At 36.3% G+C, this 19,971-nt stretch carries 21 protein-coding genes; 5 read left to right on the top strand and 16 right to left on the bottom strand.

Annotated elements, in window-relative coordinates:
- Window positions 1–22: 22 nt before the first annotated feature.
- Window positions 23–889: a DMT family transporter gene (locus tag ACXACQ_RS16090; RefSeq protein ID WP_474976989.1), complete on the top strand. Its 867-nt coding sequence runs from the start codon at window positions 23–25 to the stop codon at window positions 887–889.
- A 75-nt stretch (window positions 890–964) separates the two neighbouring features.
- On the opposite strand, the gene ACXACQ_RS16085 is transcribed toward ACXACQ_RS16090, so the two are convergent.
- The 7 genes from ACXACQ_RS16085 to ACXACQ_RS16055 all read right to left on the bottom strand — a co-directional run bounded on the left by ACXACQ_RS16085 (window position 965) and on the right by ACXACQ_RS16055 (window position 7,732).
- Window positions 965–1,858: an NmrA family NAD(P)-binding protein gene (locus tag ACXACQ_RS16085; RefSeq protein WP_474976988.1), complete on the bottom strand. Its 894-nt coding sequence runs from the start codon at window positions 1,856–1,858 to the stop codon at window positions 965–967.
- Window positions 1,859–2,030: 172 nt separating this feature from the next.
- Window positions 2,031–2,975, bottom strand: a complete 945-nt coding sequence (locus tag ACXACQ_RS16080) for an NAD(P)-dependent alcohol dehydrogenase (protein ID WP_474976987.1) — start codon at window positions 2,973–2,975, stop codon at window positions 2,031–2,033.
- Between the two features lie 104 nt (window positions 2,976–3,079).
- A complete protein-coding gene (locus ACXACQ_RS16075) occupies window positions 3,080–3,817 on the bottom strand; it encodes a helix-turn-helix domain-containing protein (protein WP_474976986.1) in 738 nt (245 codons plus the stop codon).
- A gap of 143 nt (window positions 3,818–3,960) precedes the next feature.
- Window positions 3,961–4,887 carry a helix-turn-helix domain-containing protein gene (locus tag ACXACQ_RS16070; protein ID WP_474976985.1) on the bottom strand — a complete coding sequence of 309 codons (927 nt, stop codon included), beginning with the start codon at window positions 4,885–4,887 and terminating at the stop codon, window positions 3,961–3,963.
- 63 nt (window positions 4,888–4,950) lie between these two features.
- Complete coding sequence (locus tag ACXACQ_RS16065) at window positions 4,951–5,709, bottom strand: SDR family oxidoreductase (protein WP_474976984.1); 759 nt, start codon at window positions 5,707–5,709, stop codon at window positions 4,951–4,953.
- Between the two features lie 460 nt (window positions 5,710–6,169).
- Window positions 6,170–6,748: a DUF308 domain-containing protein gene (locus tag ACXACQ_RS16060; protein WP_474976983.1), complete on the bottom strand. Its 579-nt coding sequence runs from the start codon at window positions 6,746–6,748 to the stop codon at window positions 6,170–6,172.
- A gap of 156 nt (window positions 6,749–6,904) precedes the next feature.
- Window positions 6,905–7,732: an alpha/beta fold hydrolase gene (locus tag ACXACQ_RS16055; RefSeq protein ID WP_474976982.1), complete on the bottom strand. Its 828-nt coding sequence runs from the start codon at window positions 7,730–7,732 to the stop codon at window positions 6,905–6,907.
- A gap of 382 nt (window positions 7,733–8,114) precedes the next feature.
- Here ACXACQ_RS16055 and ACXACQ_RS16050 point away from each other — a divergent pair, with 382 nt between their 5' ends.
- Window positions 8,115–8,534 carry an OsmC family peroxiredoxin gene (locus ACXACQ_RS16050; protein WP_474976981.1) on the top strand — a complete coding sequence of 140 codons (420 nt, stop codon included), beginning with the start codon at window positions 8,115–8,117 and terminating at the stop codon, window positions 8,532–8,534.
- Window positions 8,535–8,631: 97 nt separating this feature from the next.
- The gene (locus ACXACQ_RS16045; RefSeq protein WP_474976980.1) at window positions 8,632–9,492 is read left to right on the top strand and encodes a helix-turn-helix domain-containing protein; all 861 of its coding nucleotides are present in this window, start codon (window positions 8,632–8,634) and stop codon (window positions 9,490–9,492) included.
- A 4-nt stretch (window positions 9,493–9,496) separates the two neighbouring features.
- On the opposite strand, the gene ACXACQ_RS16040 is transcribed toward ACXACQ_RS16045, so the two are convergent.
- The 3 genes from ACXACQ_RS16040 to ACXACQ_RS16030 all read right to left on the bottom strand — a co-directional run bounded on the left by ACXACQ_RS16040 (window position 9,497) and on the right by ACXACQ_RS16030 (window position 11,564).
- Window positions 9,497–9,949 (bottom strand): DoxX family protein, encoded by a 453-nt coding sequence (locus tag ACXACQ_RS16040; RefSeq protein ID WP_474976979.1) that lies wholly within the window; start codon window positions 9,947–9,949, stop codon window positions 9,497–9,499.
- 57 nt (window positions 9,950–10,006) lie between these two features.
- Entirely contained in the window at window positions 10,007–10,579 is a 573-nt protein-coding gene (locus ACXACQ_RS16035; RefSeq protein ID WP_474976978.1) for a Crp/Fnr family transcriptional regulator, read from the bottom strand.
- A 211-nt stretch (window positions 10,580–10,790) separates the two neighbouring features.
- Window positions 10,791–11,564 (bottom strand): SDR family oxidoreductase, encoded by a 774-nt coding sequence (locus ACXACQ_RS16030; protein WP_474976977.1) that lies wholly within the window; start codon window positions 11,562–11,564, stop codon window positions 10,791–10,793.
- Between the two features lie 112 nt (window positions 11,565–11,676).
- Between ACXACQ_RS16030 and ACXACQ_RS16025 the strand changes: the two genes are divergently transcribed.
- Window positions 11,677–12,003 (top strand): winged helix-turn-helix transcriptional regulator, encoded by a 327-nt coding sequence (locus ACXACQ_RS16025; protein ID WP_474976976.1) that lies wholly within the window; start codon window positions 11,677–11,679, stop codon window positions 12,001–12,003.
- 165 nt (window positions 12,004–12,168) lie between these two features.
- Here the strand turns inward: ACXACQ_RS16025 and ACXACQ_RS16020 are convergent, their stop codons facing one another.
- The gene (locus tag ACXACQ_RS16020) at window positions 12,169–13,746 is read right to left on the bottom strand and encodes an FAD-dependent oxidoreductase (protein ID WP_474976975.1); all 1,578 of its coding nucleotides are present in this window, start codon (window positions 13,744–13,746) and stop codon (window positions 12,169–12,171) included.
- A 143-nt stretch (window positions 13,747–13,889) separates the two neighbouring features.
- Window positions 13,890–15,131, bottom strand: a complete 1,242-nt coding sequence (locus tag ACXACQ_RS16015; protein WP_474976974.1) for an MFS transporter — start codon at window positions 15,129–15,131, stop codon at window positions 13,890–13,892.
- Between the two features lie 101 nt (window positions 15,132–15,232).
- Between ACXACQ_RS16015 and ACXACQ_RS16010 the strand changes: the two genes are divergently transcribed.
- Entirely contained in the window at window positions 15,233–16,210 is a 978-nt protein-coding gene (locus ACXACQ_RS16010) for a helix-turn-helix domain-containing protein (protein WP_474976973.1), read from the top strand.
- 166 nt (window positions 16,211–16,376) lie between these two features.
- Here the strand turns inward: ACXACQ_RS16010 and ACXACQ_RS16005 are convergent, their stop codons facing one another.
- The 4 genes from ACXACQ_RS16005 to ACXACQ_RS15990 all read right to left on the bottom strand — a co-directional run bounded on the left by ACXACQ_RS16005 (window position 16,377) and on the right by ACXACQ_RS15990 (window position 19,963).
- The gene (locus ACXACQ_RS16005) at window positions 16,377–16,868 is read right to left on the bottom strand and encodes a DUF4625 domain-containing protein (protein ID WP_474976972.1); all 492 of its coding nucleotides are present in this window, start codon (window positions 16,866–16,868) and stop codon (window positions 16,377–16,379) included.
- A 64-nt stretch (window positions 16,869–16,932) separates the two neighbouring features.
- Window positions 16,933–17,760, bottom strand: a complete 828-nt coding sequence (locus ACXACQ_RS16000; RefSeq protein ID WP_474976971.1) for a hypothetical protein — start codon at window positions 17,758–17,760, stop codon at window positions 16,933–16,935.
- A 244-nt stretch (window positions 17,761–18,004) separates the two neighbouring features.
- On the bottom strand, window positions 18,005–18,934 hold the full coding sequence (locus ACXACQ_RS15995; protein WP_474976970.1) for a DUF4625 domain-containing protein: 930 nt from the start codon (window positions 18,932–18,934) through the stop codon (window positions 18,005–18,007).
- 84 nt (window positions 18,935–19,018) lie between these two features.
- Window positions 19,019–19,963, bottom strand: coding sequence for a DUF4625 domain-containing protein (locus ACXACQ_RS15990; protein WP_474976969.1), 945 nt, complete (start codon window positions 19,961–19,963; stop codon window positions 19,019–19,021).
- Window positions 19,964–19,971: the final 8 nt, after the last annotated feature.

Here is a 19,971-nt window from a genome sequence, read left to right as displayed (position 1 = left end):
GTCTCAAAATTAACCTATTAGTATGCAGAAAAAACACCTCTATTTATTCTTTTTAATTTTGGGTACCGCCTTTTGGGGCGTGTCTTTCACATTTGTAAAATCCGGAGTGGGTGACGGTTCCCCTTTTGTATTTTTATATTACAAATTTCTTGTTGCTGCATTTTTCTTAGCAGCTATATGCTACAAACAACTACGGTATATTACAAAAAAAACGCTGCGCATAAGTATTTTGATTGGTATTCCTCTACTCACAGGTACCATACTGCAAACCATTGGCCTAAAATATACTACCGTTTCTAATGCTGCATTTATTACCGGCCTAGATGTAATCTTAATTCCGGTTTTGAAATTTTTGGTTTATAAAAGAAAGGTAGCGCCAAAAATATGGATTGCCTGCGCCCTTGCATTAACAGGCCTGTACATCATTGTTGTTAGAGACGGTTTAAGTTTAAACACAGGTGATATATGGATGACAGCATGTGCCCTTGCATTTGCCTTTTATGTTTTGCAAGTAGGTAGGTTTTCTAATGAAGAAAAACCCATGCCCAGTGTTATATTACTCATGCTTTTTTGTGCCCTTGGCTGCCTTATATTTGCGTTATTAGATAAGAGTACTACGTGGCTGCCTGATACCAATGGTTTTTGGACGGGAGTCTTATTTGCGGCTCTACCAGCCACTGCCTTTATGTATGGAGTGCAAAATGTGGCGCAAAGATATTTAGCAGAGGAAAAAATAGCTTTAACGTACTTATTTGAACCTGTTTTTGCCACCATTGCGGGTATCATAATTTTAAACGAAAAGTTTACCAGTGAGATTTTAATTGGCGGAAGCCTCATCACTCTTGCTATGCTTATAGCTGAAATTAATCTTAAGAGACAGAATACTTAACCAAATATTAGATAAGTAGCTGTTAGTGCTATTGCATACAAACTATGCCCTAACAGCTACTTCCCCATTTCTATGCTAGCTATTATAAATTGGCTTATACACCTCCTGCACGAAGTCTTCCGCTGTGGTAGCAGTTATTGTGGATTCATCTCTCTTTTGATAGTTCATGAATCCTGTTTTTACCGCAGTGCCCATCTCAATCAGGTTACCAACAAAATCTTCTGAAAACCCATTGCCTAAAAAGATTTCCTTGGCCTTCTCCACCGGTATCTGAACGTATGGCAATTCAGGGTTCGCAATAGCTTGGCCGATAATGCTGGTAAATTCACGGTAGGTGTAATCTCTGGGGCCCATCACGGGTTCTACGCTCTTACCCTTGAAATCAAGATTCACCAAATGAGCAGCTATTACTTTAGCCAAATCTTTGGTGGCAATCATAGGAATGGCATGGTCTCCATCGGCAACAGTTCCATTGATTCCCTGACTTTTCACCAAGCCAATAGTTCTAAGGAAATTATCCATAAAATACGCTGATCGAATATGCAGCACATTAACATCGTTCAATTGATTGAGTCGAACCTCCTGCTCTCCGGTTCCTGCCATCATGCCATTGCCTTCATGCATGTGAGATCCCAGGCTACTCATGTTTACAATATAACGGATGCCTGATTCTTCAATGGCTTTGATCAACTGGCTCGTAACCTGCCTTTGATAAAGTCGGGTATTTTCCGCCTTTACATTGTCAGGTAAAATAAGGAATGCACTATCAGTATTTTTGAACGCATTGCCCAACATTTCAACATCGTTTATATCACCAGCTATAATATTTGCTCCCAAACTGCGAAACTTTTCTAACCGTTCGGGCTGTCTGGCTATCAGAGTGACATGATGACCTTCGTTTATTAGGATTTCTGAAACTTTACTGCCTACTGTTCCGGTGGCACCAAGTACTACTATGTTCTTTTTCATTTCTTTTAATTTTAATGTTTGATGATGTAAAGGTGGATAAAGCGATGGCCACAAAATTGTATCAGATCACTGTTATGGAATACTCAGCCCTCTTCATTTAGACTTGTCGATTACCGATACACTTCCTCTCGTCACCAGACGCAAATGATTATTTATATCTGCCTAGAAGAGCTTAGCTGACTTCTATAGCGACTTTACCGATGATACCTCCTTTTTCAGCGTACTGATACGCCTCAATGGATTGCTCCAAAGGAAAAACTTGGCTCACCTCTATTTGTAAACCTTCGTTTATTGCCTTGATCAATTTATCGATATACTTTACCGAAGGAGAAGACAGTACCATGATCTGCTTTTTGTCTGTAAATAGGTTCTTGAAAATTGAGGTAGGGATTTCAATAGGCTGAGGCGTAACATTTAAAAACCGGGACCTGCGTTTCATTATCCTTTTCGCTTTCGCATAACTCATTTTCCCTGACAGATCAATAATGATTTCGTAGGTCTGTTTTTGCGTAAGCACATCTTTCTGGGTATAATCTATAACTTCATCTGCTCCCCATCTCTTTGCATTAGTGATAGCTTTTGTGCTAGTTACTGCCGTTACGTGAGCTCCTTTTTCTCTGAGTAATTGTAGTAAAAACATACCAAATCCTCCAGTGGCACCGTTGACAAGAATTTTTGTTTGAGCAGTAATGTTACCCATCTTCTCCATAGCTGTCAACGCAGTGGTACCGACAATAGGAATAGAAGCAGCCTGCTTAAAATTTAAACCAACAGGTTTTTTCCAAACCAAGGAGGCGGGCACCGCAACATACTCAGCCAAGGCACCATCTTTCATGTTATTTTTTACTACTCCAAAAACTTCATCTCCCTTTTTAAAGGCCGTAACGGAATGGCCAGTAGCTTCAACAATACCAGCAAAATCAACCCCAGTATGACGCGGAAATTTAGATCCAGACATGAGCTTCATTTCACCCTTCCTGATCTTCCAATCCATTGGATTAATAGAAACAGCTTTAACTTTTACTAAAACCTGATTAGGCTTTACTGCAGGTATTGATTCGTCTACAATTTTTAAAACATCTGTATTTCCAAATTTATTATATGCTATTGCTTTCATTTTGCTCCTTTTAAATGTTTAAACTAACAATGCAAAGGTGAAAAATGGGCTTGCAGCAAACTTGTATCAGATCACTATGTTTGGTTTAGCAATTGCTCTTACCACTACCAATAGACTTCTATCAAATCACTGTTATGCTTTAGGGCTTTGGGTGGCATACCAAACATCTCATACATGTATTTATTGAATTGGGGTTGGTCATAAAAACCAGTATCATGAGCAATGTCAGTAAGGTTTCTTTCCTTTTCTGAAAGGGTAAGAATTATTGCCTGGCGCAGCCTTGTCCATAATAAATATCTTGACAAGCTGCTGCCAGTTTGTTCTTTGAATAATGAAGCCAAACGAGACGGAGAAAGAAAAACTATGTCGGCAAATGTTTGTGGCGTAATACCCTGATTAGCAAAGTTAGAATGGATGTATTCTATAATTTTAGAAACCCGTTCGTCATAATTCAATGCAGGTATTTTGGTAAGTAAGGCTTCAATAATTGCATAAACATCAAAGGTTTCTGTTTCCAAATGGAAAAAAGCACTGGCTTCTAATGGCGAATTAAAGACAATATAGTCTTCATTATTCTCAAATCTGCGCGACAGTTCTAATCCGATATTGGAATAAGGTTCAATGTTTACCACATTAAGTGTTCCTGTTTCTGCTACACAATGATGTTTCACCTGTGGTTTAATGATAAAACCATGAATTTTCTCGCATAGTACGCCATTAATAGTAGAATTGAATGGCCTGTCGTTTGACAAAACCATTTGAAAAGCAGAATGATGATGAATTTCGACAGTTAAATTGCGAGCTTTTAAAGCAAGCACGAACGGATTTGAAATGTTGGACATAACTACATGATAAACTCGGTACTCTGCTTACCAACAGCAAAGACGGAAATTTTATTCCTTCTAAGTTAAAAGCATATCTGTAATTACTAACTCCATTTGTTCAGATTTTGGAAAATTGCTCAAATTTAAGATGCTTTTCAATTTTATGCTGTGCCATTAAAACTAGCTCTAAATTCCAAAGGTGATTGCTGGGTTTTAGTTTTAAACAATTTATTGAAAGATTGTACATGTTCAAAGCCCAACTCATAGGCTATTTCACTGACGGTAAGCCCGGTAGTAGAAAGTTTTTCTTTAGCCTTTTCAATAAGCTTTTGATGTATATGTTGTCTGGTATTAGAGCCCGTAAGAGATTTGAGTAAGCCACTTAAATAATTGGGCGATATATTTAGCGATTCAGCTACAAACTGAGCGGTAGGTAAACCTTTATTTATTAGTTCATCACTATTGAAGTAGTCGTTCAATAATGATTCTAATTGTGTCAAAATATGATGACTACTTTTCTTTCTGGTAATGAACTGTCGGTTATAAAATCGTTCTGAATAGTTTAACAATAACTCTATTTGTGTTATGATTATATTTTGACTGTATGCATCAATATTAGTGTCTATTTCATTGTAAATATTCTGAAATATCAACTCCATGATTTGTTGCTCCTTGTCAGAGACAAATAATGCTTCATTAATTCCATAATCGAAAAATTCATATTTCTTAATGGTAGTTGCAAGCTGCGTATTCCATATAAAATCTTTATGAAAAAATAACAACCATCCAGATCTACTTGTATTAACACCTTCCTTATTTACCACAATATTTAGTACTTGATTAGGTGCCATAAAAGACATTACTCCTTCATCAAAATCATACTCTTGCTGCCCGTATACCATTTTGGCATCCAAATTCTTCTTCATAGCAATGGAGTAGAAATTATGTACCCAACTACTGTTATTGTCATAAGCCAAATCCACTATTTGGGAGTAATCCACCAAACTAATAAGTGGGTGCTTAGGATTTTCCAGACATCTAACTTTATGATAGTCTGAAATGGTATTAACTTTTCTGATTTGTTTCATCACATATTTAGAATATAACAGTGAATGAAAGTACGGTATCATTCACTGTTTACTTTGGTAAATTTAAAGAATCATGCCACCAGCAATTTCAATTCGCTGACCGTTTATCCATTTAGAATCTTCAGTACAGAGAAAAGCAACAACAGAGCCGATATCGTCAGGTAGTCCTACACGTCCGAGTGCTGTCTCAGAAGCAAGATGAGCATTCATTTCTTTGTTATCTCTCACTACTCCGCCCATCACATCTGTTTCAATAGGTCCAGGAGCAATTACATTCACTCTTATACCTCTTTGGCCTAATTCCTGAGCCTGATATTTTGTGATTGTCTCCATGGCGCCTTTCGCAGCTGCGTAAACTCCAAATCCAGGTTTAGAAAAACGAGCCAACCCTGTAGAAACGTTGACAATTCCACCATTATCATTGATACTTTCTTGTAACTTTTGAGTTAAGAAAAAAGGACCTTTAAAGTGAACATTAAACAAATCGTCTAGTTGTGCTTCGTTTACATCCTTAATAAAACTGAAATAAATAAAACCTCCGTTATTAACAAGATAATCAATTTTGTCTGTATTAAAATTGGTGTTTAACGAATTTTTTAAGGTAATAACAAACTCGTCAAAACTTGACAATTCGGTTACATCAAGCTGTAGAGCTATAGCCTTTTGACCTATATTTTCAACTTCTTTAATTACTTCTTTGGCAGCGCCCTTATTAGAATGATATGTAATCACTAAATCTATTCCTTTTTTTGCAAGGTTGATAGCCATATCTCTACCTAAACCTCTACTGCCACCTGTTACTAAAGCTATTTTGTTTGACATCTTCTGTGTTTTTAAATTTATAAATAATTAACAATGCAAATGTCTGCAGGTAATCAAAAATGTCTTTAGCCAAACCTACGGTTGTTTTAGCCAAAACAAGGTTTTATCTTATTTATAACACACTCACCTTTAGTTAGTAACAAAACTGAAGTACTACATCTTAGCTTGTAGCCTACTGAATAAAACATCATATCCAAAACACTTCATGCCAACACTTATACTACGAATTATGATCGGAATGCCACATTGGTTTGTATAGTTTAATGTTGGCACTCAGGCATAAAAAATGATCTGCAGCATCTTACATAAACTTAGATGCAACTAGAATCACTTGTTCCTTTCTATATTCTACTTAAAAATAGATAAAGCCAGCAAACAGTAATTGCTGGCTTTATCTATTAATTTAATTTGAAAGTGAGATTTCAACCTATTGGCTTTCTACTTATGTAACAGCTGTCTACTATTGTACTTGTGCCTGTTTCTTTATTTTGAAGTGCAAACTCACTGCAGTTAGGAGAAAATAAAAAGCCCCAAACAAGGAGTAACCTATCAGGCTGGCAACACCCATTTTAGGGTCATTGGCCTTTATAATAAAAAACAAACCTGCTATAGCTGACTGGGCACCACTAATAATCATCGGCCACTGCCCTCCTATCTGCTGTCGCCTCTTTAGTCCCAAAATCAGCTGCATGAGTCCGGCTATTATAGCCCAGGTGCCTATCACTACCATGGCTGTTGGCACTCCTATTCGCAGCGCCAGTAACACCGCAACTCCCGTTAATACACTAATTATTAAATTAATATACTGTGGCGTTTTTGAAGCATTAGAGGTGCTAGCTTTAAGATCTAGCCAAATGGCTACTGCATCCCATAGAGGATAAACGACAAACAATATATTAGCGATTACTGCATTAGACTTTAGGGCCACAACGAGTGAGATAGCCCATATTACAGAAAAAGCCACCCGTAGGAAATAGATATTTCTAAGTGCCGCAGCACCATGCAGCTTGCTTGCTGATGATTCATTATTATTACTCATGATTTAACTATATTTAATGCAGTACAAAATTGGCTGGTAAAGAGATATAGCCTTTAGTAAATCAGCTCAGTCATTTGTTCTTTTGGCTCAATATGCTGCTGCACACCAAAATCCCCCACTGCTTACACAACTAGCCAAAGCCTCTATTCACCCCGTTTATTGATGAGTTATAGCATTAAAGATCATTACTAATTCATCTGGTTTGGAAAGAAAAGGGCTATGTCCGGCTTCTATTTCATAAGTATCAGTGACTTTAGCTTCTCTCGCCATTTGCTGCTGAAACGGATAACTAATTGCCTTATCTTCAGTGGTGAACACATAGTATTTATTAGCAATGCTCTTGTAAATTTCAGCACTATAATTGAGTGGCGTGCCCGCTGCCACTTCAGGCTCTGGACGAAGTTTTTGCTCCAATAAATCAAGGTCCTCTTCAGAGCCATACTGACAGAATATATCATGCATATTAACTTTAGGGTTGGCTATAGTCACCGTACTTCCATCTTCAGAAAACTCCAAAGCCGATGGTATAGAAGTTCCTTCATCCATACCCGAATATTCAAAAACACTACTACCGCTTTTGGGAATAAAACCAGCCACATAAATCAGCCTATCTATGCTTTCAGGCAATTTGCACGCTGCCTGAGTGACTATGGCTCCTCCCAGACTATGCCCCACCAGTACCACAGGTGTTTGTAAGGATTCAATAACATCAGTGACCTGCTTTACGTATCCTTCAAAAGTTATTTCTGCAACAGGTGTGAGGTCATCTCCATGGCCAAGCAACTCCACCTTAACCACTTTATTACCGCTTTCTTCTAACTTGGCTTTTACTTTATCCCAAACAAAGGACGCTTGCCATGCACCATGCACCAATACATAAGTAGAAGGCTTTTCTTTTGTAGCCCCATCATCATCATCAGAACACGCATTTAAGGCGAATGCCAACATCAACAACAGTGCAATTCCTTTAATCATTTTCATCATTATTCTATCTTTTAATTATTGATTTTAATCCCTTGTGTATAGCGAGGTTTATATGGTGATGTAAGGGCTGCATTGATTTTTCAATACAATGCCACCACCACCTAATCGGGCTCAACTATAACTTAAGGGTAAGCAACTATTTACCATGCAAACCTGAAGCATTTTGAGTATTGGCATTTTGAGAAAAAGGCCATTAGTTTGTGTATTTAGACCAATTTCATAAGAACAGCAGTTTTAAAAGAACATTAATAGTTAGTAATTGAAAGTGTAGATCGCTGGCCTAAATGATCAAATTTTTGAGCCAATTGACCAACTCATAATTAGCTGAGCAAACCAATTTTGTACCTGCCAATAATGGCAATAGCATTTAACTCAGCACGTAATGAAACGAACAGCAAAAGCATACTGGAAAGGAACTATTAAAACCGGCAAAGGTCAATTAACCACAGAAAGTAAGGCATTAGACAAAACTAACTACAGCTTTAAAACACGTTTTGAAAATGATGAAATAGGCACTAATCCTGAAGAACTACTAGCAGCATCGCATGCCGGATGCTTTACTATGGCCGTTGGTTTTGCTTTAACAGAAAAAGGCCTAGAGCCAAGGTCTTTAAATACTGAAGCTACAGTAACCATGGAAGACTTCAATATTACAGGAGTACATTTATCTATCTATGCCAATGTATCGGGCATTAGCCATAAAGAATTTGAAGCCATAACAAAAGAGGCAGAGAGCAATTGTCTTATATCAAAGGCACTGAGCATTAATATTAGTTCAGAAGCACATATTTCTATAGACTAAAAGCTGATTATTTTAGTAACAATGCCTTGTAATACTGCATAACTTAGTCAGGTTGCAATAGGCATTGTTTATTAACTTTACTACTTTAAACCTAAGCATGGTCATTGATTATAAAAAAATTGATTTGTTTGGTAAGCAATTTCTTCAAAAAGTGGTCATAACCCCTCCTTTTGATTTTGCCTTTCCTACTGCCGAGCAAGCATGTTTCTTGTACATGAGAAATGGAGATATGCAATTTCAATTTCAGGATGTATCTAAAGACATTCCTGCTAATCATGCATTACTGTTAAATTGCCTACACCCTGGCAAACAAATAAAAGACCTCAATGGTAGCAATGGGGAAATTGTAATTGTTACTTTTCACATCGACATATTAAAGAAGATATACGACAAAGAGTTACCATTAATTTTTCGTAAACATGACGAAATATCCAATCAATCTAATACTGGAGTAAAAAATGATTTTTTAATTCAAAAATATATTGAAGGGCTTTTGTTTTATTTTGAAAACCCTTCTTTGGTTAATGATGAAATCTTGATTTTAAAGTTAAAAGAGATTGTTCTACTATTATCTCAAACCCAAAATGCGCAAACTGTACAGGTAATACTATCACAGCTTTTTTCTCCTATCACGTATAGTATAAGACAAATTGTAGAAGCCAACCTCTTTTCTCAAGTCAATGTAGAAGAGCTAGCCGCAAAAGCTAACCTTAGTCTCTCTTCTTTTAAAAGAGAGTTTAAGAAATTATACAATGACTCACCCGCTAGCTACCTCAAAAGTAAAAAGCTAGAAAGAGCAGCAGAACTACTGCTAGCATCAGATGAAAGAATTACTAATATTACCTTTGATTGTGGATTCAATGACTTGGCCAATTTCACTAAAAGCTTCCACGATAAGTTTGGAGTTACTCCAACGGACTATCGCTCAACAAAGAATTTTCAGAGCAAAACCCCTTAAAACCTTACCGTTTTATGCTCGACATGTACACCCAAACGATGAACAACACTTGTAATGGTACTCTAAACCACAAATAATTAAGTCCGTTGCCATCAAAAGTTCCTTTTTGAAAGTTAACATGTTTTATAGATGCATAAATATTAGCAGGAAGTATTAGAATGAAAAACATGATTAACAGCCAGGCCGTAACCAATCTAAAATTTGGAATAAACAGTCCTATGGCTGCTGCTATTTCTACAACACCTGTAAAGTAAACTACCTCTTCTTTTAGTGGAATAAAAGAAGGCAGCATCATAGACATTCCTGTGGTAAAAGCAAAATGCCCCATAGCTGTAAATAACAACATGATGGACATAGCCAACCGGGCAGAAAAAGCGAATTCATAACTTCCCTGAAAAATTTTGTTTATCGCCAATGAAATGGCAAATACAGAAATCAATACAATTATAGGTTTCATTTCAATTGTTTTATGACAAAAGTCACCACATTGGCAAAACGAAACAATGAACCTCGGTTAAGAAATGCGTTTGCGTATCCTACTTAAAGCCTGAGGGGTCACTCCAACATATGACGCTAGATATTTCAAAGGTATTTCCTTAATAAGATGCGGCTGATCGGTAAACAAATTGACATAACGTTGCTCTGCACTCTCATTCAAAAGAGAAAGCTCACGTTTAGACTTTTTCAAAAACAATCCTTCGCTGGCTTTTCGACCAATCAAATGGCCTACTTCAGTTTCTTTATATATGCATTGCAAATCAGTATGTGTTATTTGCCATAACACTGTATTGGTTAAGGCTTGTATTTGGTACGTAGAGGGTGTTCTTGTGAGAAAAGAGTCGTAACCACTAGTAAAATCATTGGCAAATACGAATGTAAACGTGAGGTCGTTTTCTATTTTAGGAATATAGTGACGTACTATCCCTACCTCCACAAAAGAAAGGCAGTCTTCTATTTGGCCCAATTCCAATAAAACGTATTTCTTAGGAAATTCTTTCCTTATCAGCTTAGAGACAAAAAACTGCCATTCTTTATCGCATATTTTTTGCTGAATTGAGCGCTCGAAGTATTGCCTGATTTGTTCCATTCATTTTTTAAGTTTTAGAGCTACAACCCTAATTCTGCACTAATTTAAACTTATAGCATAAATACCGATTTTAAGATACCAAAATTATACTATACTATTCCACTCGTTACAGCATTTGAGGTGAGCCATCCAAAACTAAATCACGAGGTGCCGTACACTCGAAATAGAGTCATATTTCACCTCGCTAAAACTCAAGTCAAACCTTCTCTTATCATACAGTAGGCAAAGCTCCGCCATCAATAGAATAATTGGCTCCAGTAATATAATGAGCTTCTGAAGAAGCTAGGAACGACACCAAATCTGCAATTTCTTTCGGTTCGGCCATCCTGCCCAACGGCACTCCTACAGCATTCATTACGGCATCAAAGGCTTCATCAGACGTTATATTGGAAGATTTGGCCATATTCTCGACAAACTCTAACATCAATGGTGTTTTTACTACTCCAGGAGAAACTGTATTTACACGCACTCCGTTGCTACCTACCTCATTTGCCAGCGCTTTGCTATAAGCATTCAATGCTGCTTTGGCAGATGAATATGACATGGTCATTTCCCAAATAGGTTGTTTTGCTGCTCCTGTCGAAATATTAATAATTACACCACTTTTTTGAGTAATCATGGTTGGTAATAAAAGCTTATTTATACGGACAGCCGCCATAAAATTTAACTGCCAATCGTTGTTCCAATCTTGGTCATTAAGCGTGCTATAACCTCCTCCCGGGCTTAAATTAGCCCCTGCGTTATTAACGATAATATCTATTCTTCCATATCTATCCAATATTTGAGTAGCCACCAATTCAGTACTTTCTGGCAAAGTAAGGTCTGCGGCTATAAAATGATAGCTTTCTGCATTATTCTGAGGTTCAGTGCGAGCTGTTACCACTACAATCGCTCCTTTCTCTATTAACCCGGTGGTTATGGCCTTTCCTATTCCTTTTGTGCCACCTGTTACTAAAGCTACTTTTCCATTTAATGTCTTCATCATTTTATTTCTTTAAAATTTTGAGCAAAATAATGTACAATACTTTACTTTTGAAAGTAGTTACACGAATGTCAAGTAATACCACATAGTAAAGTTTTGAGCCTATTAGCTAATTATGAAAGAAAAAAAATCAAAAAAAACTGAAGAAAGATGCACGCTGCAAGAAATCCTGACTGTAATTGGTGGTAAGTGGTCGATGTCGATAATCTATGCACTGTTTGCCGGCAAGCACAGGTTTAGCGAGTTAGAGCGAATTATACCCAACATTAATACACGAATGTTAGTAAAAGAATTGAAAAATATGGAAGCAAATAAGATAGTAACCAGAAAGGTCTACGCCACTGTACCGCCTACTGTAGAATATACTTTAACTAAAAAAGGGAAAGAACTAGAGCCTATCATTAACGAATTATATAATTGGGGGATGAAATACGTTAATTAAAACCTAATGCCCAGCTTTTAAATTGTTAATAAAAATAAAATCATCCCCCATGATATAAAATACTTGTCTCAACATTTTCTATAATAGATTGAGAACAAAATCTACCTTTAGTGACATTTATAAGGGTTTCATATTATACCCTGACACCTCATAGCAAGCATTCCCCTAAGATACTTTCCCCAAAATTGTGTTTAATGTAGCCATTAAAATACCTGGAGTTACTTTAGCAGCCACAAAATCGTCTGGCCTTACTAATAATGCTTCATTATCTAAAGTTCCGGTAATCGATTTCCATTTTCCTAGTATTTCCTGATCATCAATATGAATGACACGAATATTTACTTTTAACTGCTGTAGCAGCATGTTACATTCTGTTTTCCAGTCTTCATGTGCATTGGCAATCAATATAAAATCGCCTTTCGCCCAATCCAGAGAAGACGTTTTACATTCCTCATCAAGCCAAAGATGTGGCAGCCTTGTACCTGGCTCGCCTGTAAAGTAGGTAAAAGGCAAATCCTCATTTCTGATTACAGCAGATGATACATATCCATAATTAGGAAGTCCTAATAGATCTTTCCCTTTTGTTACCATAAGAGAATTTCTTATTAATCCGTTTGTATCAGCCAGCTCTCCTGATATGGTGGCGTAGTGTGCTCCCACAGGTTGCCTCTCCGTATTATAAGTCTCCAATAAAGATTTTGAAGCCTGTTTCTTTAGCACTGCAGCAAGCTTCCATGACAAGTTCTGTACATCTTGAATACCAGTGTTAGCTCCTTTCCCTGCATAAGGTGTCATGGTATGAGCCGAATCGCCAGCAAGAAAAATACGGTTATCCCGGAGGTATTCCGCAATTCTGACTGTTAATTGCCAAGGTAAAACCTTTATGAGGGAAATCTTTACATCCGAAATGCCCAACACCTCTTGAAGAATATTAACTAATTTCTCATTAGGATAATCTTCCAACGTTTCTCCTTTTTCCGGATAATATCGCAAATGAAATGCCCACTTATTTTTGTTATTGATAGTCAGGAGGAAGCCCGTTCTCTCCTGGGTATTTAATAAAAACTGGCTAAACTCCCTACCTTTTACTACCTCTTCAAGATCCGCCTCGAAATATATATTCAGGAAATGAGTGCCCTCTATATTACCGTAGGTAGGAATATTTAACTGGCTTCTTACTGCACTATTAGCACCATCTGCAGCAATCAAATAATCGGCTACGATAGTTTGATTTTTACCTGTTGCTCTGTCTTTAATTAAAACTTTTACATTATTTTCATTTTGTTCAAATGATACCATTTCATGGAAAAAACGAAGGTCAGAACCTTGCTCAAATGCCTTGTCATAAATAATGGCTTCACTAATATCCTGCGTGCAACGGCATACCTTCTCTGGTGATTTTTCAGCCAGTGCTTTCATTTCTTTTTGAGCGGCTATTAATTGATCCGGGACAATTTTCTCTACAGGATTTTTTATGGCCTCTAGCATATTTTCTCCCTTTAAAATCCCCCAAGCAGGAGCTAAATCCTTTCCTCCTTCCTGTAACACCTCGCTTAATCCAAGCCCTCTAAAAAGTTCCATTGTTCTTACGTCAATAGTTCTTGCTCTGGGATAAATAGAAGTACCCTTGTGTTTTTCAACCAAAATGAACTCAACGCCTTGTTGTTTTAAGTATAGTGCGGCAGATAATCCAGTAATACCACCTCCAAGAATGATTACTTGTGTTTTTATTTGAGGTTCCATGTTTTTGTTTTTTAATTATTTTAATCGAATATTAAAACAAAAGTACATGACCATAATTGGATATAATACTCATAAAAGCTCAATAAATAGTCCAAAAAGACCAAATATCAATAGAAAATTGAAGTAGATGAAACCGCAATCATTTACAGCAAAGCATTATTCTTTCGCCTTTTTCCATATATGCTAATCTTGTAAATTAAAAGGATACTAACCATATTAATGCCTGTTATGAGATAGCCCAATGTATCAAAATGCAGCAGTGGACTAGAAATGGTGGTTTGTTTAACAACCACTCCAGCTATAATTGCTCCTAAACCACCTGCTATCTGTTTTAATGCTTCAGTAAGGCTCATATAAGCACCTCTATCTGTGGACTCAGGAACAAGTGTGTTCAAAGATTGAGCAGGGATCATTCTTCCCATCAGACCTACCATAACCAAAATATTTACAACAATAACCTCCCATAATGGCACCACTGAAAGTTGTGTGTAAATAAGGATCATTAATATCGACAGAATAGAGCCTATTAAAAAAAGTTTGAATTGAGATAATTTATCACTCAACCTACCGATGAACGGCATTGTAATCATTGAAAAAACACCCGTGATCATGAATACTAAGGGTAATTCCGATTGTGTTACTCCTATATTATTTATCAAAAAAGAGCTAATAAATGGAGTAAGCATAAATCCACCTATTGACAATAGCGCAATGGCTAAAAAGCCGGTCTGATATTTTTTGTTTGCTATTGTATGCCAAAGGTGCAGTAATGGTTTTTTGTCTGATATGGTGTTTAAATGTTCATTAATAGGCTTGAGCTTAAAAATGGCAATTCCTAAAATAATTACAGACAACAATACAATCATAATGAATGTAATATGCCAACTAAAATTATTGGCCAGTACAATACCTAAGGGGATACCTAAAACCTGACTTGCAGCAAATGCCATCTGAATAAAGCTCATTGCCCTGCCTCGCTGATCTGGCACAAACATATCGGTAACTATTGCAAATGAAATTGACCCTATTACGCCACCAAATAAACCTGTTACGACCCGTGCTATCAACAACATAGAATAAGTAGTGGCAATGCCGCATAAAAATGTACCAATGATAAACCCTGAAGAGAAAAATATTAATATTTTTTTTCGATCATATTGATCTGCGAAACCCGCTGTTAAAATACCTGCTATAGCAGCACTAAAAGCATAAGATGAAACAATTACACTAAATTGAGACGGAGTGATGTTTAATGCTTTCATCAACAGATCTCCCAATGGAGCGATAATCATAAAATCTAAAACAATAGCAAACTGTAATATGCTTAATATCGTAACTATGAAAATTTGATAAGTTGTAAACTTTGTTCCTGTTTTCTTCTTCATTTATGTGGTGTTATGTTAAACCTTAAATCCACCAAATATAAATGACCATATCAAAGTAAAATACCTACATTTGGTCAAAAAATAGCCCAAATAGTCCATTTATGAAACAGTATTCGAAATCGACCACAGAAAAGGAAAGAGTTCTGTATGCAAAGCCTCAAAATAAGGTTACGCTTATTCCTGAAGACATGGGTACAGGCTATATAAAAGGATACGTTATTAATTCTAAGTTAAGATTAGTAGTGAGGCAATATGAATTGACTACAGATTTTGTATTAGACAGAGGTATGAGCGAAGAGGAATCAGATTTTGTAGTGTTTGCCTTCCATAATATTTATCATACCACGGAAGCTGATACAAAACATAAACCATTTCAGCCATCAGTGCAAGGTAGGTTACTACCTTCTGTGCAAGTAACTACTAAGGGATTTAATTACGAGTTTCTACCAGCTAACAAAAAAATTAACTCAATAGTAATTACTGTTAATGCCGATTATTTGAAAGAGCTGATTAACCCAGAAACTGAGAACAATTTTTTAGAGACCATCACGTCAAGTAATCAGCCATTTTTATTTGAGGAAATAATTTCCCCAGAAATACAAGATGTAGCCATTGACATTATAACCAAAACGCCTGCTCAAGAATTACAATATCTTTTTTATAAAATAAAATCAGAAGAGCTTATTTACCTGCTCTTTGTAGAATTATTAAAACGACAGAATACAAACATACATTCTCTAAATACTGCGGATGTAAAAAAGATATATCTAATAAAAGACAAGATTCTCTCTAATATAGATACACCCCCTCAAATCAGTGAATTAGCCAACTTTTCAGGCTTTAGCGAGACTAAATTTAAACGACTTTTTAAACAGATTTTTGGACATAGCGTTTACAATTATTACCAGAATTTTAGAATGAAAGAAGCAGCATTTTTAATTAAGGAAGAAAAGCTATCTGTATCAGAAGTTGGTTATCGCCTGGGCTTTTCAAACCTGAGTCACTTTTCAAGGTTATTTGAAAAACACATTGGCATGAAGCCAAAGAAATATAGCCAAAGTAATGTAATTTTTAAGTAGCCTGTATGCGGTTTACCATCATCCCCTTCCATATGATGATGTTCATAATCATCAATTGTTATTTTCCCCCGATAGAGTAGAGAATTTAGTGTTATTAAAATAATTAGAAGTTGGTATAGTATGTTTAAGGCTATACCAACTTCTTTTACAATGCATATTGATGCAATTAGCGATGCATTATCTTTATGCCAACACCAGATTGCATTGACCAACCTGTTTCGTCCACTAAGTTGATATGGAAGTGATAGTCGCCCTCATCATATTCACCATTTTCATCACCTGACGGTAGACTAATTTTTAAATTAGCTTCGTACCTGTTAGCTCTTTCAGGGATTTCAAAATCTTGAATGAGAACATAAGGATTTACTGGAGTTTTTTCATCTCCTAAATCACACTCTGTCACCTCTGTGCTATGCGAATGATGGTCAAAGTTATTATGAATATCAAGACTAAATGACCCCAAAGCTATATTGTCAGTGAATATGGCCTTTAAATTAAACGTTTCGCCAAAGTATAGGGTATCGCAAGCCAATGGAAAAGCCTCCACATAGCCAATATCAATTTGTGGTTTTTCCTGATCCACCTCCTCATCATCTTCACAAGAATTAAAAAAGAATAGCATTGATGTGATAAATGTTAAAAACAATAATTTTTTCATGCATTTTTAAGTTTAATATCAAAAACTATTTGGCAACCTGTATTCTTTATTTGAATAAGGACAATTAGTTAACCACGCTGAATGGAACCGATAGCTTTACAGCCTCACTTGTACCTGATTCTTTCACATAAATATTTAACCAGTAATCACCCAAAGGCAATTCAGAATCAATAGCCATATGATAATGGATGTCAGATGAATTCTTATACTCCTCTTCAGATAGTGTAACCACAATACTGTCCCAGCTTCCCACAGGCACATTTTGTCCTTCTCTCCATTCTTCAAACCATAGCTCAAACTTCATTTCCTCAATAGTATTGCTTCCGGCATCATAAGAATACTCTATATGCAAATCATCACTACCAGCCTTCAACTCGTTATTGCTTCCCACTTCTACATTTGAGAACTTCTTAACAATTTCAAATTCTTTAGTTATAGAACTTACAGTACCATCTTCTTCTTGCACCGTAATCTTTATGCTATAAATACCCTTGGCTGGCCTTTGCGCTGGAGCGAATTGATTATCAGGGTCAAAGTAAATATGATAATGTATATGTGGATTTAACTGTCCCTCATAATAACTCTCAGGAACTAAATGATCGGACAATTGCCATTTTACCTCGGCACTGCCTGGGGTAGATACATCCACTGGAGTTATATCATAATGTATGCTTTGTACTTTACTACTTCCCTCATAATCAAACTCCGTGTGCAGATCAACATTAAACTGAGGGACTTTAAACTCGCTATTGCCTATTTCTATGTTGTCAAACTTATCTGAACCATCATTGGTAATAGGAGCTACAGCATCATCCTCACTACAAGAAGCGATAAATAGTCCAAGAAAAACAAATGCATAAAGCTTAATGTGGTTTGTCAAATTTATTTTCATACGTTTAAAGTTTTTTACCTACCTCTCAAGTAGGTGTTATTTAATATTAAATTGTGTGTTAGCAGACTATACTCGCCTGCTAGTAAATATTTACATGTTAATGAATAGAGGTTAGTGCACTCATCTTTAGACATCCCTAACAGGATCTTAATAGGTTTATATGAAGCGATAAACATGGCATATGCCGCCATTAATGCTCATAACACTTCTTTGAATAAGGTGATGCTATTAAAAATACCTGCAGTTAATCTAATGATACCTCAATCTCTATATAATGGTAGAAACTCATGTTATAGGTAGCATTTTTATAGACTGCTCCTAAGTAATACTCTCCAGACTCCCACTCTTTATCTCCTGCAATGGCTCCATTCTGATCTTCTTCTGCGCCAATAACAAATCGAGGAAGAGGCCTGAGTATAGTTAAGGTTTCCATGTCTGCTTCGAAATTGGAAAAATCGAATACATTTTCGGCATTCTTATGCTCATGCATATCATAGACAATTGCTTTAGAAAAATCTATATCTTCAACCGTTTCTGGTCGGTGACCTAAGCTTTTCTTTATGAGTAGTAGATACATGATACCATCTTCTTTTACTCCGCCAATGATAGCCTGAAATTGAAGGGTATCCTTTCTGCTTATTACATGAGGATTATCTGTAATAGATGCAAATTCGCCATTATAATACATGACATCATTGTTCCTCATGATATTAAAAAGCCTTAAATAAGGAGCTACAGGCAGATTTCCCTCTAAATAGATATTTATAGTTCTTACCTCTTCCAGTATAGTTCCGTTTTCATCTTCTACTGAAATAATAAAGTCATAAGTGCCTTCTACAGCATCTACAGGTATATCAAAGTGCTTATGAACAGTGGCGTTTTTAACTCCTTTGTATTGATCCCATTTGATTTCAAAAGACCAATCAGATTCATACGTTTCACCTGTTCTTGGTTCAATTTTAATGCGTACGGTATCAATTTTATCTCCAGCCACTATTGCTGCATTAAAATGGAAATCCTGGCCAATTACACCGATTTCATTATTACTTAACCCTACTTCTATATCATCAATAGTCGATATTGGTTTTACTTCATTATCGTCATCATCTTCACATGAAGTAAAAAATAGACCTAGAGCAAATAATAGCAATAGTAAAGTTTTGTTGATTTTCATTAGTATAAGTTTTATTAGTATAAAATTTTAGGTGTAGAATTATCAATTGAGGCAATAGAGCTCTCCACTACTTGGGGTGGCTAGTTAAAATCCGCTGAGCGTTACCTCTACGTAATGATGCACACTTACATTATAGCTCGTGTTTGTGTATATCATACCTAAATAATACTCACCATTAGTCCATGCCTTAGCTCCTGCAATAGGGTTAGCCTCGGGGCTGTTATTATCAGCAGATGTACCAATGGTAAATTCTGGGGAGGGACGTTCGTAGCCTCCTTGACCATCATAGATCACATTGACAAAAGAATCTACTTCTTCCTGATCTTTATGCTCAAAAACATCGTATACTATCACTTTAGAAAAATCAATAGCATCAATAGTCTCAGGTAGATGGTTTGCGTCTTTTCTTATAAGCACTAAATACATCTTACCATCACCTTTCACATTGTTAATGGTAGCATCAGACTTTAGAATTTCATCTTTAGAGAATTCGACTTCTTCAGGGTTTTCAAGAGTTTCATTTACATAATGAAAATCACCTTGGTCGGTGGTGATCATCCAGATGTATAAATACGGGTCTACAGAAAGATTCTTAGCATCAATTATTTCAAAATCATAGGTTTCTTCCAAAACCCCTCCGTTTTCATCGCTAATAGTTACTATAAAATCAAAATTTCCCTCAGGCGCATCTTCAGGAATATCAAAATGCTTATGAATGGTGCTATTCTTAAGGCCTTTAAATTCATCCCAAGAAATTTCAAAAGACCAATCAGAGGTATATTCCTCATCGGCTTTAGGTTTGATATTGATCTTAACTAAGTCAATGCTACCGGCCGCAACCACTTCAGCATTAAAATGAAAGTCACGTCCTATTACTCCCTGATGATTGTTACCATAGCCTATTTCCACGTCACTCATGGTTGGAGCTGAGGGTTTTACCACCTCCTCATCATCATCACTACAGGCAGTTAGTACGCCAAATAATATAAGAAAACACAAAGCGACCTGCTTATTAAAAAGTTGTTTCATTAAATTGA

Source organism: Fulvivirga sp. AWR4_260 (genome assembly GCF_056158185.1).
This window is presented reverse-complemented; position numbering and strand designations above follow the sequence as displayed.

What these genes read in the sequence shown, in the direction of transcription:
- ACXACQ_RS16065 (WP_474976984.1), bottom strand. Translation starts at nt 5,709, where the DNA reads ATGTCAAACAAAATAGCTTTAGTAACAGGTGGCAGTAGAGGTTTAGGT.
- ACXACQ_RS16050 (WP_474976981.1), top strand. Translation starts at nt 8,115, where the DNA reads ATGAAACGAACAGCAAAAGCATACTGGAAAGGAACTATTAAAACCGGC.
- ACXACQ_RS15990 (WP_474976969.1), bottom strand. Translation starts at nt 19,963, where the DNA reads ATGAAACAACTTTTTAATAAGCAGGTCGCTTTGTGTTTTCTTATATTA.
- ACXACQ_RS16015 (WP_474976974.1), bottom strand. Translation starts at nt 15,131, where the DNA reads ATGAAGAAGAAAACAGGAACAAAGTTTACAACTTATCAAATTTTCATA.
- ACXACQ_RS16085 (WP_474976988.1), bottom strand. Translation starts at nt 1,858, where the DNA reads ATGAAAAAGAACATAGTAGTACTTGGTGCCACCGGAACAGTAGGCAGT.
- ACXACQ_RS16020 (WP_474976975.1), bottom strand. Translation starts at nt 13,746, where the DNA reads ATGGAACCTCAAATAAAAACACAAGTAATCATTCTTGGAGGTGGTATT.
- ACXACQ_RS16090 (WP_474976989.1), top strand. Translation starts at nt 23, where the DNA reads ATGCAGAAAAAACACCTCTATTTATTCTTTTTAATTTTGGGTACCGCC.
- ACXACQ_RS16040 (WP_474976979.1), bottom strand. Translation starts at nt 9,949, where the DNA reads ATGAAACCTATAATTGTATTGATTTCTGTATTTGCCATTTCATTGGCG.
- ACXACQ_RS16035 (WP_474976978.1), bottom strand. Translation starts at nt 10,579, where the DNA reads ATGGAACAAATCAGGCAATACTTCGAGCGCTCAATTCAGCAAAAAATA.
- ACXACQ_RS16010 (WP_474976973.1), top strand. Translation starts at nt 15,233, where the DNA reads ATGAAACAGTATTCGAAATCGACCACAGAAAAGGAAAGAGTTCTGTAT.
- ACXACQ_RS16025 (WP_474976976.1), top strand. Translation starts at nt 11,677, where the DNA reads ATGAAAGAAAAAAAATCAAAAAAAACTGAAGAAAGATGCACGCTGCAA.
- ACXACQ_RS15995 (WP_474976970.1), bottom strand. Translation starts at nt 18,934, where the DNA reads ATGAAAATCAACAAAACTTTACTATTGCTATTATTTGCTCTAGGTCTA.
- ACXACQ_RS16030 (WP_474976977.1), bottom strand. Translation starts at nt 11,564, where the DNA reads ATGATGAAGACATTAAATGGAAAAGTAGCTTTAGTAACAGGTGGCACA.
- ACXACQ_RS16070 (WP_474976985.1), bottom strand. Translation starts at nt 4,887, where the DNA reads ATGAAACAAATCAGAAAAGTTAATACCATTTCAGACTATCATAAAGTT.
- ACXACQ_RS16000 (WP_474976971.1), bottom strand. Translation starts at nt 17,760, where the DNA reads ATGAAAATAAATTTGACAAACCACATTAAGCTTTATGCATTTGTTTTT.
- ACXACQ_RS16055 (WP_474976982.1), bottom strand. Translation starts at nt 7,732, where the DNA reads ATGATGAAAATGATTAAAGGAATTGCACTGTTGTTGATGTTGGCATTC.
- ACXACQ_RS16045 (WP_474976980.1), top strand. Translation starts at nt 8,632, where the DNA reads ATGGTCATTGATTATAAAAAAATTGATTTGTTTGGTAAGCAATTTCTT.
- ACXACQ_RS16060 (WP_474976983.1), bottom strand. Translation starts at nt 6,748, where the DNA reads ATGAGTAATAATAATGAATCATCAGCAAGCAAGCTGCATGGTGCTGCG.
- ACXACQ_RS16075 (WP_474976986.1), bottom strand. Translation starts at nt 3,817, where the DNA reads ATGTCCAACATTTCAAATCCGTTCGTGCTTGCTTTAAAAGCTCGCAAT.
- ACXACQ_RS16005 (WP_474976972.1), bottom strand. Translation starts at nt 16,868, where the DNA reads ATGAAAAAATTATTGTTTTTAACATTTATCACATCAATGCTATTCTTT.
- ACXACQ_RS16080 (WP_474976987.1), bottom strand. Translation starts at nt 2,975, where the DNA reads ATGAAAGCAATAGCATATAATAAATTTGGAAATACAGATGTTTTAAAA.